The organism is Chitinophaga sp. CF118 (assembly GCF_900112615.1).
Lineage (GTDB): Bacteria > Bacteroidota > Bacteroidia > Chitinophagales > Chitinophagaceae > Chitinophaga.
This window is the reverse complement of record NZ_FOMK01000001.1, coordinates 113,805-131,281: the sequence shown is the minus strand read 5'-3', so window position 1 is coordinate 131,281 and position 17,477 is coordinate 113,805. Positions and strand designations below refer to the sequence as shown.

The following is a 17,477-nucleotide window of genomic DNA, read 5'->3' as shown; positions in this document are numbered from 1 at the left end:
TTCAGGTATTAAAATGTAACGTTTAAATTAAACCCATAACTGCGTGTTGTAGGGGTTTGAAGTGCAGAACCACTATCCATTGTATACTGATCAATATCCATATCTTTATAGCGGTTAGGGAAAAAGTACAGAAGATTACGGCCAACGAACGAAATAGAAGCCTGTTGGATCAATGCCTGTCCGCCAAATAAGTTGGAAGGTATGTTATACGTAAATGTTACTTCTCTCAGCTTGGCATAAGTCTTCTTAATGATATCAAGGTCCGGAACGGAAGCCATTCTTGTTGCATACTGCTGTACCGATGTTTTCGTAGTGTTGCTGCTTTCAGTCAGTGCTTTTTCATTTGAGATCTTTCCTGTGATCGGATCCAGTATTATGCTGCCACCAGTTAAGTTTACGCCATCACCAACATAAGAAAAACCGCTGGAACCAAGTGCATCGTTCGGACGGGCTGCACCAAATTTCCCTTCTATAGTTTCTGTATGGCGGCCTGCCTGTAACGTCTTTTTACGTACGTAATCCTCGATCACACCTCCAACCATACCATCGAATTTAAAGCGGAAAGCAAATCTTTTATAGCTGAAGGTATTGGTGATTCCCCACTGCCAGTCAGGGTCAGCATGACCAAATACTTTCTGTGCATTCACACCAAGATCCGAATAACGTAATAACAAACCGGAGGTTTGATCTATTACCAGTTTCCCTGCAGATGTACGTACAAATGCATCTCCTGTCACCAGATCGTAGCGGGTACCACTGTGTACATAATTATCACCACTTGGTTTGTCTACCCATGTTCTTACAAACTTGAACCAGTTTACATTTACATCCCATGAAAAGCCATTACGCTTTTTGAACGGAGATGCATTCAGTGTAACTTCCCAACCATTATTTTCTGTAATACCCTGATTTTTTAGCAGGTTGGAATAGCCGCTAGCCTGAGAAACGTCAGCCGAAAAAATCAGGTAATTCTTATAACGGTAACGGGTAGCGTCCAGGCTTAATCTGTTTTCAAGGAAGCGCATATCAATACCGAATTCATATGCTTTTCTGTTGGCCGTTTTAATATTATTATCTACAAGCTCATCGCTGTATACGGCACTATTTTGGTTTTTATAGTAGGAAGACAATCTATAGGTTTGTGTGAACCGGTAGCTGGGGCCATCATATGGTGAGTTAAATGTATAGCCATAACCACCACCTGCGAGAGTACCTACATTTGGTGAAAAGTATTTATTGGTACCACCATCTTTACTTTCTGCATAAGAAGCTCTGAGCTTAAGGAATGAAATGGCTGAAGGCATTTTCACGTAGTCAGAAATTACAGTAGCAAGATTGAATGAAGGATAGAAATAGGTGTTGTTAGATGCCGGTAATGTAGAAGATTTATCGAATCGACCGGTGATGTTCGCAGTTACATATGCTTTATAACCAAGGTCTACAGAGTAATATCCGCTCAATACTTTCATATCTGCATTATAGGAAGCAGCCTGTATTGGATTCAAGGAATTTGAAAAAGAATATACACCTGGTACGTTCAGGTAATTTGTAGTAGTGAATGCTGAATTGAAACGGAAGTTCCTTGAATTCGCACCTATCAATCCCTGTACATCCAGGAATCCCAGTATAGCATTCTTGTGGTATTTAGCCTGTAATTCCACATTTGATTCGAACAGGGAACGATTATCTACACGGTAATCACCTTTGTGTTCTGGTCTGTCATATACAGTAGCAGAGTAGGGTAATTTCTCTGTGTTGGTAAAATTGTAGGTAGTAATACTTGGGCGCAGGGTAATATCTATAGCACTGTTCACATTGTAATTCAGTGAAGTGTAACCGCTCACGTTATTTACATAGTGCCCTCTGAGCCATTCTTTACTCATGAACCATGGATTATTATATCTGTAATACTCCGCGTATTTCTGCTGTACGCCTACTTTACCTGGCTGCCAGTAGTCGCGCATGTCATCCACATTCCAGTCTGCACCACCCCATAATACCATATCGTAAATGATACTGTTTGGCCCGTATTGTACGTCGGGAATGTTTTTGGTAGATTGTCTGCTGTAATTAAAGTAGGTGTTCATGGTAAAGCGCTTCGAGAATTTGTAGCCAATGCTACCGGAAGCGTTAAAATTATTCAGGTCTGTATTCGGAACAATACCTCTCTGATAACTGTTACCTAATGAAAAACGCAGATCTGTTTTCTCAGTTGAAGAACTTACAGCTACACTGAGACTGTTAAGTAAGCCGGTTTGCAGGAAACGTGTCAGGTTATTTTTACCACGTGGTACCCAGGCAGTTGGTTTTATATGACCATTAAAAGATGTACCGTCTTCAAAAGTTGTGGTGTAGGTTGTGTTGGCATCATATGCTCCGTCATATTGAGGTAATAAACGGCCGTCCAGCTTTGGTCCCCATACATCATAATCATAGTCATTCACACCACTGCCTTTACCATCTCCAAAAGCGTATTTACCATATTCACCTGCACCATAATCATCCTGGTATTTAGGTAAGGATATGAATCCTTTATTGAACTGGGTAGAAGTATTTACTTCCACACTGAATCCTCTTTTATTTTTACTTCCTCTTTTGGTATTAATAATAATAGCACCTTCTTTACCTCTGAAACCATACAGTGCTGCTGCGCTGGGGCCTTTCAGTACGGTAAAACTTTCAATGTCGTCCGGATTAATATTATAGGTATCTGAGCTAAGCGGTACCCCGTCTACCACATACATTGGAGTTCCTTCACCACGCATAATCACATCGGGAGAGTGCCCGATTTCGCCGGTAATATTAATTGTAAGACCAGCCACATTGCCCTTCAATGCATTTAAAACACTGGGTTCGCGGGCCTGAGTAAGATCTGCAGCCTTCACATCCTGAATAGCATATCCAAGACGCTTAACTTCTTTTTTTACTCCTGTGGCAGTTACTACCACTTCGTTGAGGTCACTTGCATTGGCCGCAACGGGGATAGTGATTTCAGTACCAGTGATCTTAAATTCGGTTTTAGAGATACCCAATCCGGTTATCACCAGTATATCGCCAATTTCTGCCTTTAACTGAAAGCTGCCATCTACATTGGTCACAGCGCCTGTCTTTGTTCCCTTCAGCATGATTGTGGCACTGGGAATAGGCGTTTGGTCGACAGACGAAAGTACATGGCCATTAATTAATTTCTGCGCCATGATGGGGAAAGAAAATAGCAGTAGCATTAGCATTCCTGCGAATGCTTTAAATGGTTTAGGCATAACTGTTTTTTGATAATTATTTTAAGTTCAATATCCGGTATGGACTATAATAACAATGCTGGCATATTCATTATACTTACTTTAAAATGAATAGGCTGACTGATTATGGCATAGCAGGTTAAAACAACGACGGATGATTGATAATGGTATGATGGTGCAAATATCGAAGTTATAATTTTAACATTTCCTTAGTATACCTTAACTAATTGTTAAGTATTTATATAATGTCTCCGTATATTCTTTCTGTATATGTGGCAGTATTTTAACCGCATATATCCTTATTTTGACAATTAAAAAGGAAATTAAATTTAAGATAGTGACTGGCTGGTAATCACGCCGGAGAACTCGACTGAGTGCCTTTATAAATTGTCTTTTATACAATTAATACTTATCTTGGTATTATCCATTCCGCGGATAAAAACAGATCAATCCATAATAAGGAAAATAAAATACTGTAGAATATCTTTTGAAACCCGAATTGTAAACCCACTTAAAATGTAAGTATGAAAAAGAACCCTTGTTTGCTATCTGTAATCGTTGCTTTGACGGTTACAGTTTCCAGCTGCTCAAAAAATGAAGCCGAACTCACTATTAAAGATGCTTCTACGAAGGCCACAATCAACAGCGAAGTTGCTGTAACAGGAAATGTAACTTATACGCTGGTCCGGTCGGCCAATCCAACGTCGACAGAGCAGGCAGCGTATGCGTTAATTACCGCTGCTATGGATACGGCGGTGTACTACATGAACGCATATACTACGTTCACTAAATCAATCACTGTCACATATGTTCCTTCTGTAGCTACTGCAGACGGGAATATTAACGGGAGTATCCGGTTTGGTTCAAACACTTATTACATGAATGCTGCTACTGCATTGCACGAAGTGGCACATACTGTAGGTGTAGGAACATCCAGCATATGGTGGAACACACTAATTGTAAGTGGTATTTACACAGGAGCCAATGCTACACAGATTTTAAGGACAATCACCGGCGACTCTACAGTCCAGATTCATGGGGATAGTCAGCACTTCTGGCCTTATGGGTTTAATTATCCGAGTGAGTTCAGTTCTTATCGTGATTACATTTATCATTGCCAGATCCTGGAGGGAATGAACCAGGATGGTCTTTAGACTGCATTTTGAAAATGCTATTGGAGTACCCATAAAAAAGACGGGGATATGATTATCCCCGTCTATTACTTAACCTACAACTGTTAAAACTGTATTTTGTACAGAATTAGTTCAGGTGGCAAAATTAGTATCCCCGCCCCATATATGAAAACCAAAAGAACGGAATAGGTAACCAATTTTTCCGGGGGCAGGGAAAATTGGGCTTTTTATGACGATAGGAAAAATTGGTTTTTTTATCCGTCATTTTGGAATTGATAGAACTTACAGACGACTATACCTTTGCATCATAAGATTTATACAACAGCTGTGGATATAAACGATAGATTAAAATTAGATAAAACGAAAGACGATGAAAAAGACAATCAAGGTAGGAATTGCCTCATTGTGCCTGATTATGGGCCTGGCAATAGGAACAAACGCACAGAGTAAAAATGAAAGACCGGCTTTAATTTTAAGTGCAGGACCAGAAGCAGGAATACCGGTAGGGAATTGGAACAATTATTATAACTGGTCATTAGGGGGATCAATACAGGGGGATCTGGCTATTATCAAAAGAACATTGTATGTAAATCTGAACGCCGGTTATACCAATGTTTTTGCAGACAATGCTCCCGGCATAAAGGATCTGCAACTCATTCCTGTAAAAGCTGGTTTGAGATATTACCCGGTAAACAAACTGAATTTATATGTACAGGGACAGGCAGGTGTGACCTTCATTACAAACGGAACAAGTTTGTATAATGATAAATCGACCGCATTTGTTTACAGTCCGCAGATAGGGTATTTAATTCACCTTAAAAAAGGGAATTATCTTGATGCCGGTGTGAAATTTGAAGGGAATTCGAAGTTTGTTGACGGAGGAGAATCAAACAATACAATAGGGATAAGGGTTGCTTACGCATTTGGATTATAGGAATTCATAGTTCAGGGAGAGTCAATTTTGAAAACAGAAAGGGGTTGTATCAAAAATTGATGCACCCCTTTTTTGAATTATATTCTAAATGGTTGTAAATCAGCTTATTTGCGAAAATGCAAAGTGTATAGCTAATCAGAATAAATTAATAATGTCTTCCGGGAGGGTTGGGGTTGAGTTGATATTTGCTTCATACATTGAACATTCGTTGGACAATCTTTGAACACTTATCCCTGATCAAAGATTGTCCAACGAATGTCCAATCTTTGTTCAATGTGCGTTCAGTATATAGACTCACTATTATGTGTCCCCTAACTCCCCTAAACAAAGCTATAAGTTTTCTTGCTTTTTATGACAATGGGGTTGTAGAAAACTTTTTAAACTCTGAAGGATTCTCATCTGCAAACTTTTTAAAGAAGCGGCTGAAATGAGAACTGGTATCGAAGTTCAGCTGATCAGAAATTTCTTTTACACTCAGAGATGAGGTTGTTAGCAGCAGACGGGCTTCGAGATACATTCTGCCATGAAGAATCTGCAATGCATTTTTTCCGGTTTCCTGTTTCACCACTTCACTCAGATGTTTAGCCGATACATGTAACATATCAGCATATTCCTGTACTGTTCTTTTGGTCAGGAAATGATCTTCTACCAGGTTCCTGAATTCTACAAACAGCGTATATTGTCTGGATAGTTGATGGTGTGGTTTACTATCAGTACACTGTTCAAAAGAACGGTTTACTTCATATAGCAATTCTACCAGTTTCAGACGAATAATCTGCAGATAAAATGGTTTGTTATCCCGGTATTCGAGATCCATTTTTTCATACAGGTGCTTTATTTTTACAAAGTCAGGTTCGGATAATTTATAGATGGGAGGACAAGCCGGATTCAGATCCATCAAAGGATCGAGCACACTTTGTTTGATGAAGCTATCTGCAATGAATTCCTTTTTAAACATCACCATATATAACAGCAGATCCTCTGAGGCATTTTCGAACGAAGTAATATATCTTGGAGAAACGATGTGCAGGGTCATGGGCTTTACTTCAAAAGTAAATGCCCCTACTGTTTTAGAACAGCTACCACGTATACAAAGTATGACAGCGTAATGATCCGTTTTGATTGGCATTCCTTTCTTCACGCTACCTTCATTGCTGAGTAATGCAAAATTATCAGGATGCAGGAGCTCATCATATTTATCCATCCCAAAACTCTGTTCCACTTTTTTGTCAAGTGACAGATAATATTTTATAGTGGATGGAATATCCAATATTGGAGTAGTCGTATTCATAATAAAGGGCCAAAATTAGTGGAAATTGCCTAATTCCAGCTATCCATGAATGGTATACTTTAGTATAGTGCCTTATTTCTTTAGTACGATCTCTTCTTTGGCAGCCCAGGACGTAATATCCTGTTTACTCAATGCCGCGGCCATCAGATCGGGGAAAAGATCTGGGGTACAGGCAAATACCGGGATGCCAAGATTTGTCAGGAACTGTGCATTCTCATGATCGTATGAAGGGGCTCCTTCATCGTTCAGGGCCAGCAAAACGATCACCTGAACGCCGGCAGCTACGAGTTCTGTGGCTTTCTGCCGCATTTTGAGCGGATTTCCTCCTTCAAAAAGATCGGTGATCAATACCATAACTGTATCCAATGGGCGGGTAATGATTTGCTGACAATAAGTCAATGCCGCATTAATATCAGTACCTCCACCCAACTGCACGCCAAACAGCAGCTCCACCGGATCAGTCAGTTCTTCCGTCAGATCTGCCACGGCAGTGTCAAATACCACCATTTTAGTGTTCACGGCAGGGATGCTGGCCATTACACTGCCAAAGATGCCCGAATATACCACAGAGGTTCCCATCGATCCGCTTTGATCGAGACACAGCACCACATCTTTCAGTGAGGTACGTTTGCGGCCATAACCAATGCGCGTTTCCGGGATAATGGTTTTATACTCAGGTTGATAATGTTTCAGATTTTTCAGGATGGTACTATGCCAGTTGATTTCATTATGCCGGGGCCTGGTATTCCGGGTGCTTCGGTTGATGCTGCCGGTCACAGCCTGCTGCATTGGCTGTGCTAGTTTAGCCAGTAACTGATCCACCACTTTACGTACCACTTTCCGGGCGGTATCTTTAGTTTTGTCAGGGATTACCCGGCTAAGTGTCATCAAAGTTGCTACCAGGTGCACATCAGCTTCCACCTGTTCCAGCATCTCCTTCTCAAACAGCATCTGGGTGAGTTTTAACCGCTGCAGGGCATCCTGCTGCATCACCTGTACTACGGTATTGGGAAAGAAAGTACGGATATCGCCCAGCCAGCGGCTCACGTTAGGAGAGGAGGGACCAAGTCCACCCTGCCGGTCGCTATCATATAATGCAGATAGCGCGCCATCCATCTGAAGGTCTGTTTTATTCAGTTTGAAGTCCGTACCATCATTCTGCTCACCTCCCAATATTAGCCTCCATTTGCGAATCTGTTCTTCTTCCTGTGTCATGCTAAATGATTTTTATGACATAACTATAGGTTGGTTTCACACCGGTAATAGTATACATCATTTGTTTGTTTCCTGTTTGTAACTCAACCGTATAAGAACTGGTGTATTGTAATTATGCGTCCTTGTTTCTATAACCTGATAACTGAATGATAACAGCAGACATTTGATAATTATCCTATGTTATACATCCGTATTTTTATAACCTAATAACTGCATGATAACGGGCAGGCCCTTAGCAGCCCTTTCATCTGCAATAATATTCTCTGGCTGAGACGTTGGTGTTTTGCTGTCTCCATGTTTCACTTTTTCGCCGAGTTTTCTCCTTTCCGGAGTAGAAAAACCGGCAAAGGTGCGGCGCAGCAATGGTAATACCTGGATAAAATTATTCTCATCGAGTTGGTGTACCCAGTCGTTTACAACGCGCCACAGATCAGCATCTATCAGCAATAATGTTCCACTGCCTTTGAGAAAACCTTCCAGCCAGGCTGCTGCAATGTTCGGAAGTATAGCGGCAGACATCGCACTATAAAAGGCCTGTACCAACTGCTCACTGCTGAATAATTTATAGTCTGCCAGCAGGCGGGTGCTATACCCTGCAAGTATCGGACTGGTGCTGTTACTGGCCGCTATCTTATGCAATGTTTGCTGCCATTGGGAGGTGATATCCGGCTGCTGTAAAATATTTACCGTGTTGTTCATTTGCAGGAACAACTGAAGTAATGTTTGTGCCGCCTCATCTGCAATGCCGGTGCAGGCACCGGGCAAGCTAATACAAATCCGCGTGATCATGCCCACGGCTATATCCGTAACCAGCTCTGCATCAGTTTTACGTACGTTGCCATAACGGCTGATACTTACAAGTGGCGGAATTACTTCCATTAACTGGATAACATCCCCGGTAGCGGCAGACAGGTTACTTACCTGTTGGATCAGCACAGCTGCGGCCTGTGGCAGTTCTGCCGGTAATGCATTTTCAAGCAGGGTACATAATACCTGTAGGGAGGAGGCGCTGGTGGCCATATGTTTCACATAAGCAGCAGCAGCCGTTTCTACCGTATTACCCCATACTCCTTTGTCAATAATATCTATAATGAAGGCAGGATCCCACTGTAAGCGCCACTGCTCTTTAAAAGTTCCCTTACCACTTACATCCACCTTTTCTGCCCAATTGAGATCCAGTAATTGCAGACGATGTAAGAAAATACTTCTTTCCAGATCATTCTCTTTTCTTAAATCCAACACATAATCTTTCCAGTCGGCAGTAGTGGGCAGACGTAACTTCTTTTGCAGCCTTTCTATATCTGCCTGCAGAGGCGGTTTAGGAATATCGAAAGGAACACCACCGATTTTATTACTGACGATGAGTTCATCATGGATCAGTTTCATGAGTACAGATTCACCGTTGCATAACACGCTCAGCGTTGCTTCATTCAATTCTTCCAGTCCTGGCCTGTGACGTTCGCGCAATGCTGCCAGGCTTTGTGCCAGTCGTACCGCTTCTATAATATGTGCAACGGAGGTATCCATCTGTTTTTCACGGAACAGCCGGGCTACTTTTGCCATCCACTGAGTACCATCATCGTGGGGAAACTGCCAGATATGTTCGTACCATCCGGGGCTATGAATCCCCGCACCATAGCCGCTATAAAAGCTGAGCCGGTCGTAAGTCCACGGAATCCAGGTACATTCTGTTTTTACTTTTGGCAAACCTTTCAGCAGGTCATTATCTTCTTTCTGAGAAGGCATAGTGGTCAGCGCAGGCACATGCCATGCCCCGCAAATCACTGCTATTTCCGTATACATTTCTTTCTGTGCCTGCCGGATTATTTTTCTCATCCAGGCTTCCCGGAGCGGTTCATTAGGATCTTTATCCGGCGGAGCCATTTCTCTTACCGTATGCATGGCTTCACTTACGGCTTCAAATACCTGTTCATTGCCGGTACGGTGTTCAAACATTTGTTCCCACCATTTATCAGTATTGGTATAACCAGCAGCTTCTGCCAGCCAGCCCACCGGATTTTCCTGATGTTCATGTACTGTTTCTTCCTGCCGTAGAGCAAATACATGTGCCACTGGCATATCCATGAAGCGCACGGGTATATGGTGCTCGTAAGCATATTGGATGGCTTGCCATTCAGGAGAGAATTCCGCAAAAGGATAAAAAACGGAATGCTGCAGATTATCTGACTGGTAGATTAAGATAGCTACTGGAGGTTTCAGTTCTGTATGATTGCTCCATTGTAAAATTGCATCCGCTTCCGGAGGGCCTTCTACCAATACAATATCGGGCTTTGTTGCTTCGAGAAATGCTTTCACATTCCTTGCGCTTCCTGGCCCATGGTGACGTATTCCCAGTGTATGAACCATTACATCATATTTCTGCAGGCCCTGTAAATATCTTTCCAGTCCTCCCTTGTTTTCACTACTGTTTCCAGATATTCCAGCCATACTATTTTATCCTGCACAGGATCTTTTATTACTGCACCGATAATACCAGCGGCCATATCTTCTGCCGTCAGTCTGCCATCGCCGAAATAACCCGCCATTGACAAACCGCTGTTCACTACTGAAATAGCTTCTGCTGTACTTAATGTACCGGAAGGAACCTTCAGTTTTGTTTTACCGTCAAGGGTCACACCATTGCGTAACTCCCGTAAGATGGTCACAATACGGCGGATCTCATGTAATGCCGGAGCTTCGGCAGGTACTTCCATCACTTTCTCAAAACTTTCCACACGGCGTTTTACAATATCTATTTCTTCCTCTATGGTATCAGGCACTGGTAATATCACGGTATTAAAACGGCGTTTCAATGCACTGGAAAGATCGTTCACACCTTTGTCGCGGTTGTTGGCAGTGGCTATCACATTGAAGCCGCGAATGGCCTGCACTTCTTTATTCAGTTCCGGGATGGGCAGCATTTTTTCCGACAGGATGGTGATGAGCGTATCCTGCACATCTGCCCCGATACGTGTCAACTCTTCAATACGTACAATCTTGCCATCTTTCATAGCCCGCATCACTGGTGTTTCCACAATAGCATTTTCGCTTGGACCTTCTGCCAGTAAACGTGCATAATTCCATCCATAACGGATAGATTCTTCGCTGGTACCGGCGGTTCCCTGGATGATCATTGTACTGTCGCCGCTGATAGCCGCAGCCAGGTGTTCGCTCACCCAGCTTTTTGCTGTACCGGGCAAACCGTATAATAATAATGCCCTGTCTGTCGTGAGTGTAGCCACCGCAATTTCCATTAGCCGGCGGCTGCCGATGTATTTGGGTGTTACTTCAAAGCCGTTCTTCAGTTTACCACCTACCAGGTAAGTAACAGCCGATTGCGGTGTTAATTTCCAGTTAGCAGGAACTTTCCCGCTATCCTGTTTTTTAAGTTCTTCTAATTCCTGTGCGTATAGTTGTTCTGCATGACCGCGTAAAACCTGGGACATAGATTTAATATTTTATGAAAAGGATTGTATTATTCTTTCTTTTAATCGCAACAATTTTAAAAGATATTCACTGGTGCTGCGCCAGGTATAATGTTTATATGGATCTGCCGGAGTGCAGTTAGCTAATTCAGCAGCCATCTGCACCGGTATGAGGTGAATATTTTTGCTGTAAAAACTTCGTGTAAACTGAGAGGGCTCTGATGCGGTATAGATGATAGCAGCCATTGCAACAGGCATCGACCATTCCGGCATATTATCCTGTGTAATAAAAGGAATCACCATTTCCTGCATGTCATCAAAATGTTTCACCACATATGCATCTCTTACTTTAGCCGGAAGCAATTGTAATAAACTCAGGTAATGCCTGCCAGTGTTGCCGGTAAATAATGGAGCCCATGTACGGTTCTTAAATCTGCCGGCAGCTTCTCCCAATGCAGGAAGTAAATTTTCATGTTTTGAAAATAGCTGATAAATAACTGTGGGCGTTTCATTAAAATGAGTTTCCCAGAAATCCGGAGGAATAAAACTGATCAGTTGATACAGGATAAAATCTTCATCAGAAACAGCTTTATCATTACTCAGTTTTTCAATACCTGTTTTAAAGATCTTATCATCTACAACAGCTGGTAACTGAATGCTTAAAGCCGTCTTGGAACCTAAGCCCAGAAAGGCACTTTCTTTCTTGAGTGTAACTGCCTGCTGTACTATTTGCCAGTATTGCTGTATAATAGTGGAGGAGGGGATCTGTCTGAGCAGGTTAAGTGTTTCCTCTTTCACTTTCTGACTTTTCTCAGTAGAGATACTTTCCAGCCATTCCACATCTTCTGCACCCAGGTTTACTTCCAGTGCTTTAATCAATTCTGCTTTGCTGTTGGCATTTTCCTGTGCCCAGGTTTGTTGTAACCATTCACGTGCAAGGGCTGGATTGGTATTACGCAATTGTTGTAATACCTGTCTCCGCTGATCCGGTTTACCAGTTTGCCAACGTTCTTCATCTGTTTCTGCTGCGGAGAACTGCCAGTTTTTATTAAATCCACACAGCCATTCACCACGTTTTCCCATACACTGCTCTACATTAGTACGCAGTGTTTTATGCTGTGTGGCTTTGTCAAGTAGTAATGGCAGCAACAATGGAGTTGTCAGCTGTCCGGCGCTGACACAGTGTTCCAGCCATAACGCGAGTAATGGATTGGAATCTTCGTCCAGGATATCTTTCAACACTCCGCTGGCACGATTACTACAGTAAGGCTTTTCTTCCGGTGGAGCCAACTCAATGGTGATACCTTCTTTATGTAAAGGTTGCGCACCGCTTTGCCTGTAGTTAGCTGCCAGACTGGCTATCTGTAAGAACTGTTCTTCTTTATCTATCGCTGTATTGCCGGTAATGATTGTTGTTGCATTTGCCATTGCTTCCGGAAGTTCGCTGATGGCGATCTGTTTTTTATCAGTGCCCAGCATGGCTGTTTGTATAATATGGTTCCAGAACTGCATGTTATTAGTTTGAGAGGAAAATGTATTGGTTGCCCCACAATATTCCCAATGGCTCATAATTATTCTCACTTCCCAGCACAGCGAGGTCCAACGGTTTACCACCACTGATTGCCATCAACCGGTATATGCCGGTGAAACTCTCTTTCACTTTTACCAGTCTGTTGCTGCTATCTGCCAGCCACCAGCTTCCCTCATATTGCACTGGTCTTACCTGTTGCATAAGGAATGGTCTTGCTGTGTTGAATGGCAATACACTATTGTAAGCTGTTTCTAACTCTGCCACTTCCTGCCAGCTGCTTATACCTGAAACGGGAGGTATGGTGGCTGCTACTACCTGGCTCTTGATCAACGCCCGTAATGGTTGTGCAGAAGGGTAGTACACCAGTTCTGCCTGCAGGAAAAATCCTGGTATCAGGTTAAGTGGCATTGCCTGTGACATAGCACTGAACTGTAATACCAGTGCATACTTTTTTGAATTGATACCGTATAGCCAGTTCCGTTCTACGGTGAGTGAGTCTTCCTCCTCTGTTTGTTTTCCTAATACCAGCCATATATCAGTAATGCCTTTTTGCTCGCGTAATTCATCCTGACTTTGTGTGAATCCAATACCACTGCGCAGATCTTCCAATAAAGCGGGTGATTGTTTATTGGTATAACCTGCTATCAGCAAATACATCCTTACCAGCAGATCTGTAAACTCTGTCTGCCAGCCTTCACGGTAAAAGTTAAGATTGCTGGCCGTCTTCACAAGTCCTGCCAGTCCGGGGGCTTTGGCATCAACCATACGCCGGGTCATATTGATGAAAAAAGATGGATCTTTTTCAGGGATGCCGATGAGGCCATTACGAACAATATCTTTGATCCATAACAGGAGTTCTGCCAGTCCATCTTCCACACTCTGCTCCCGGGCCTGTTGTCTTTTAACTTGTGCAGCTTCATTGGTGGGCTTCTCTTTCTTTTTAGTATCCTTTTCTTCTCTTTTACCTAACCATTCGCTTACCCATGCAGGTGGTTCAGTGGTGGTGAAATCAGCGGGTTGCCTTGCGTAGAGTATTAGTAATCCAATACCATGTTTACAGGGGAATTTGCGGCTGGGGCAACTGCATTTAAAAGCCATCCCGTTCAGATCTACCTGTGTCTGATAGGGTTTGCTACCGCTTCCCTGGCATTCACCCCATAATGCTTGTTCATTCGCACCTTTGGTGACCCATTTTGAGGGACCGCTTAATTCCCTTCCTGCTTTGCGGGAAGAATCGTCAGGGGCCAGCGCCAGTACTTGTTCTTCTGTTAGTTGCATATAATTTGTCCCGGTAAATTGGCTTTTAAAGTAATACAAAATTCCAAAAGCGAACACTATGCGTATCAAAAACGGACAGTTTTAACAATATATTTTATTGTAAGGTATTGATTATTATGTGAATGTAAATCTGGCACTTTCTTAGGATAACATGTTCATCATAATAGGATAAATTTACTGTTGATGTTCAGAAACTACTTTAAGATCGCTTTAAGGAACCTTTGGAATAACAAAGTTTTCTCTGCCATAAACATCTTTGGTCTGGCAATAGGGTTAGCTATATGTTTGCTGATTACATTGTTTGTAGCAGATGAACTGAGTTATGATAAATATAACGAAAAGGCCGACCGGATCTACCGGATTAATGCAGATTTTCTCGTGAACGGGAGTGTTTTTAAAGAAAGGACAGTGCCTGCCCAACTGGGATCTGTGTTGGTAAATGATTATCCACAGGTGGAGAGATCTGCCCGTATCACCGGTATAGGAGATATGTTGGTAAAAAAAGGAAATGAAACACTGATAGAGCACAATGCTACCTTTGCAGATTCTACCTTGTTTGATGTGTTTACCTTACCAATGATTGTGGGTAATCCAAAAACTGCATTAACGCTGGCCAATACGATGGTAATATCGGAAAGTATGGCAAAGAAATACTTTAACAGCACAGATGTACTCGGTAAAACATTACAGGTAGGTAATACCGATACTTATACAATTACCGGTGTGATAAAAGATATGCCTTCCCGTTCGCATATCCATATGAACTTCATTAAGGCAATGGTCGGACTGGAAGAGAGTCGTGATAACAACTGGATGACGGATAATTTTACTACGTACATATTGACAAAGCCCGCTACAGATAAGCATATGCTTGAAACCTATCTGAAGCAGGTCACTAAAAAATATATGGAGCCATCGCTCATAAAGATGGTAGGAAGCAGTATCAGTGATCTGGAAAAGAAAGGCGGGCATTTCAGATATGATGTCATTCCTCTTACTAAAATTCATTTGTATTCAACGCTTACAAATGAACAGGAACCTTCCGGAAATATTCAGTATGTGTATAGTTTTATTGTGATCGCTGTTATCATCTTACTGATTGCATGTGTTAACTTTATGAATCTCTCCACTGCGCGTTCTGCAGGAAGATCTAAAGAAGTAGGAGTGCGTAAAGTACTGGGTTCACAACGTTCAAATCTTATCTCTCAATTCCTCACAGAATCTGTATTAACCAGTATCATTGCATTGGTATTGGCAGTTTTTATAGCAATACTGTTATTGCCTTTTCTGAATGAGCTGGCTGGAAAACAAATGGTGTTGAATCTGTTTGCCGCAAATTGGATATTTGCTTCATTAGTGCTTGCAGCTATCACAGTAGGTTTACTGGCAGGTAGTTATCCTGCATTTTTCCTCTCTTCCTTTGAGCCCGTGAAAGTTTTGAAAGGTAAGATTGCCACAGGTTTTAAGGGGGGATGGCTCAGGAATAGTTTAGTAGTGTTCCAGTTTGCAACGGCGATTGTATTGATAGTAGGTACGCTTGTTATCTACAGTCAGCTGAATTATATAAGGAACAAAAACCTGGGTTATAAAAGAGAACAGGTACTCGTGTTAGGTAATATTAAATCTCTATGGACGCATGCACAGACATTTAAAAGTGAAGTATTGCAGATCAAAGGCGTAGAGGCTGGAACAATGGCGGGCGCTCTTCCCACAGCAATGGATCTGAATACTGGCATTTACTCCAAAGATGCAGCCCAGAGTGAAGGGCAGGTGTTAGGATTAACAGAATGGAGTGTTGATGCTGATTATATACCCACACTGGGTATGGAAATGGCTAAAGGAAGGAATTTCTCGCCGAAGATGCCTACAGATACACAGGCAATTGTTATGAATGAAACCGCAGCCCGTTTATTAGGATTTGGAAAAGACCCGTTGAGTAAAACATTATATAGTGGCGGACAGGCATTAAATGTGATCGGGATAGTGAAAGATTTTAATGCAGGTTCTCTGAGAAATATCATACCACCAGTAGTATTCAGATTATCCGAAGTAAGGTCTACCATGGCATTCAGGATCTCAACAAAAAATATTGGAGCCACTGTTAAACAAATAGAAAGTGCTTTTCATGGTATGGATGGGATGGCAGGCCAGCCATTCGTATATTCATTCCTGGACGATGATTTTAACAGGTTGTATAATGCAGAGCAGCGTACCGGTAAACTGTTCTTGTCATTTGCTTTTTTTGCTATTCTCATAGCCTGCCTGGGACTGTTTGGGCTGGTGACTTATGCCGCTGAGCAAAGAACTAAAGAGATTGGAATCCGCAAGGTATTGGGAGCTACAGTGAGCGGTATTGTAACACTGTTATCCAGAGAATTTTTAAAACTGGTAATGATAGCATTGATTATAGGTTCACCATTAGCATGGTTCATTATGAACAGGTGGTTACAGGATTTTGCATACCGCATAAATATCAGCTGGTGGGTATTTGTGCTGGCCGCATTCTTTGCCATTGCCATCACCCTTATTACTGTCAGTTTCCAGACGATCAAAGCAGCACTGGCAAATCCTATAAAGAGCCTGAAATCGGAATAATAAGTTTAATAGCAATACATTCGAAAAAGGCCGTTTCAAAAATATTGGAGCGGCTTTTTTATTGAACAGCTTCAGGGATTATCCATTTTTGATAAATGAGTTCAGTTTCTTTTTATCCAGTATCCGGATATTTTTCCCTGATGATTCAATAACTCCTTCATGAATCATTTCATTCATGAGCTTGAATAAGGTTTCATATGTTGTACCCACAAAAGAAGCAATATCCTGCCGTGTAAGTGTACTGTTAATTTCACCTTGATCATTTATTCCGAACAGGGAGGCTATTTTCAGTAAAGAATCTGCAATACGGCTCTTTACATCCATATGCACCATATTCCGGATGCCTTTCTCTGCTTCCTGTAATTCATTGGCATAGTAAAGCATCAGCTGGTAAGTCAGTTCATTATTAACCTTCAGGGTAGTTTTAAGAAACTCTGGTGTAACAAAGCAGGCAGTGATATTTTCCAATGCTGTAGCAGACACGGGATAGAACTGATTGGTGCCCATCCCTCTATGTCCCAGTACATCTCCAGCTCCGGCAAATTTTATAATCAGGTCTTTATCCTCCCCCCATTGTTTATGAATTTTCACCTTACCTGTATGCAGAAAGTAAAACCCTGTTACAACATCTCCTTCTGTAAAGATGGATTGTCCCTTTTTAAAGCTGACCAGCCTGGCATTTGTACTGATGGCTGTGAACCACTCCGGCAGGCTGTACCGGCATAAAAAGCAATCACCATGATTATGGTTCATATATTGTCTGTGCAATGTTTATTGAGCAAAAATATAAAAAATGTTCTTAAAAGTATTGTTTATGTAATACTTTTGTGGAAAAT

At 42.0% G+C, this 17,477-nt stretch carries 11 protein-coding genes; 3 read left to right on the top strand and 8 right to left on the bottom strand.

From position 1 onward, the window contains the following. Nucleotides 1–8 precede the first annotated feature (8 nt). Nucleotides 9–3,260 (bottom strand): SusC/RagA family TonB-linked outer membrane protein, encoded by a 3,252-nt coding sequence (locus BM176_RS00350; RefSeq protein ID WP_090098414.1) that lies wholly within the window; start codon nt 3,258–3,260, stop codon nt 9–11. A 503-nt stretch (nt 3,261–3,763) separates the two neighbouring features. Between BM176_RS00350 and BM176_RS00345 the strand changes: the two genes are divergently transcribed. Both BM176_RS00345 and BM176_RS00340 read left to right on the top strand, forming a co-directional pair. Beyond that, the gene (locus BM176_RS00345; protein WP_090098412.1) at nt 3,764–4,393 is read left to right on the top strand and encodes a hypothetical protein; all 630 of its coding nucleotides are present in this window, start codon (nt 3,764–3,766) and stop codon (nt 4,391–4,393) included. A 349-nt stretch (nt 4,394–4,742) separates the two neighbouring features. Beyond that, nucleotides 4,743–5,306, top strand: a complete 564-nt coding sequence (locus BM176_RS00340; protein WP_090098410.1) for a hypothetical protein — start codon at nt 4,743–4,745, stop codon at nt 5,304–5,306. Between the two features lie 349 nt (nt 5,307–5,655). Here BM176_RS00340 and BM176_RS00335 read toward each other — a convergent pair whose 3' ends face one another. From BM176_RS00335 to BM176_RS00310, 6 genes are all read right to left on the bottom strand, one after another. Beyond that, a complete protein-coding gene (locus tag BM176_RS00335; protein WP_090098408.1) occupies nt 5,656–6,597 on the bottom strand; it encodes a helix-turn-helix domain-containing protein in 942 nt (313 codons plus the stop codon). A 72-nt stretch (nt 6,598–6,669) separates the two neighbouring features. Next, nucleotides 6,670–7,812 (bottom strand): VWA domain-containing protein, encoded by a 1,143-nt coding sequence (locus BM176_RS00330; protein ID WP_090098406.1) that lies wholly within the window; start codon nt 7,810–7,812, stop codon nt 6,670–6,672. Between the two features lie 180 nt (nt 7,813–7,992). Continuing rightward, nucleotides 7,993–10,260 (bottom strand): DUF5682 family protein, encoded by a 2,268-nt coding sequence (locus BM176_RS00325; RefSeq protein WP_255373389.1) that lies wholly within the window; start codon nt 10,258–10,260, stop codon nt 7,993–7,995. After that, nucleotides 10,179–11,258, bottom strand: a complete 1,080-nt coding sequence (locus BM176_RS00320; RefSeq protein WP_090098401.1) for an ATP-binding protein — start codon at nt 11,256–11,258, stop codon at nt 10,179–10,181. Before BM176_RS00320 ends, BM176_RS00325 begins: the two co-directional genes overlap by 82 nt. A gap of 12 nt (nt 11,259–11,270) precedes the next feature. Continuing rightward, on the bottom strand, nt 11,271–12,749 hold the full coding sequence (locus BM176_RS00315) for a DUF5691 domain-containing protein (RefSeq protein ID WP_090098399.1): 1,479 nt from the start codon (nt 12,747–12,749) through the stop codon (nt 11,271–11,273). A 4-nt stretch (nt 12,750–12,753) separates the two neighbouring features. Next, a complete protein-coding gene (locus tag BM176_RS00310) occupies nt 12,754–14,046 on the bottom strand; it encodes an SWIM zinc finger family protein (RefSeq protein WP_090098397.1) in 1,293 nt (430 codons plus the stop codon). Between the two features lie 183 nt (nt 14,047–14,229). On the opposite strand from BM176_RS00310, the gene BM176_RS00305 reads away from it, so the two are divergent. Continuing rightward, the gene (locus BM176_RS00305) at nt 14,230–16,641 is read left to right on the top strand and encodes an ABC transporter permease (protein ID WP_090098395.1); all 2,412 of its coding nucleotides are present in this window, start codon (nt 14,230–14,232) and stop codon (nt 16,639–16,641) included. Between the two features lie 78 nt (nt 16,642–16,719). Here BM176_RS00305 and BM176_RS00300 read toward each other — a convergent pair whose 3' ends face one another. After that, nucleotides 16,720–17,394 carry a Crp/Fnr family transcriptional regulator gene (locus BM176_RS00300; protein ID WP_090098393.1) on the bottom strand — a complete coding sequence of 225 codons (675 nt, stop codon included), beginning with the start codon at nt 17,392–17,394 and terminating at the stop codon, nt 16,720–16,722. Nucleotides 17,395–17,477: the final 83 nt, after the last annotated feature.

Bases quoted from the DNA above. Each gene is read 5' to 3' on its own strand.
- BM176_RS00340 (WP_090098410.1), top strand. From the start codon at position 4,743: ATGAAAAAGACAATCAAGGTAGGAATTGCCTCATTGTGCCTGATTATG.
- BM176_RS00335 (WP_090098408.1), bottom strand. From the start codon at position 6,597: ATGAATACGACTACTCCAATATTGGATATTCCATCCACTATAAAATAT.
- BM176_RS00300 (WP_090098393.1), bottom strand. From the start codon at position 17,394: ATGAACCATAATCATGGTGATTGCTTTTTATGCCGGTACAGCCTGCCG.
- BM176_RS00345 (WP_090098412.1), top strand. From the start codon at position 3,764: ATGAAAAAGAACCCTTGTTTGCTATCTGTAATCGTTGCTTTGACGGTT.
- BM176_RS00315 (WP_090098399.1), bottom strand. From the start codon at position 12,749: ATGCAGTTCTGGAACCATATTATACAAACAGCCATGCTGGGCACTGAT.
- BM176_RS00325 (WP_255373389.1), bottom strand. From the start codon at position 10,260: ATGGCTGGAATATCTGGAAACAGTAGTGAAAACAAGGGAGGACTGGAA.
- BM176_RS00330 (WP_090098406.1), bottom strand. From the start codon at position 7,812: ATGACACAGGAAGAAGAACAGATTCGCAAATGGAGGCTAATATTGGGA.
- BM176_RS00320 (WP_090098401.1), bottom strand. From the start codon at position 11,258: ATGTCCCAGGTTTTACGCGGTCATGCAGAACAACTATACGCACAGGAA.
- BM176_RS00310 (WP_090098397.1), bottom strand. From the start codon at position 14,046: ATGCAACTAACAGAAGAACAAGTACTGGCGCTGGCCCCTGACGATTCT.
- BM176_RS00305 (WP_090098395.1), top strand. From the start codon at position 14,230: ATGTTCAGAAACTACTTTAAGATCGCTTTAAGGAACCTTTGGAATAAC.
- BM176_RS00350 (WP_090098414.1), bottom strand. From the start codon at position 3,260: ATGCCTAAACCATTTAAAGCATTCGCAGGAATGCTAATGCTACTGCTA.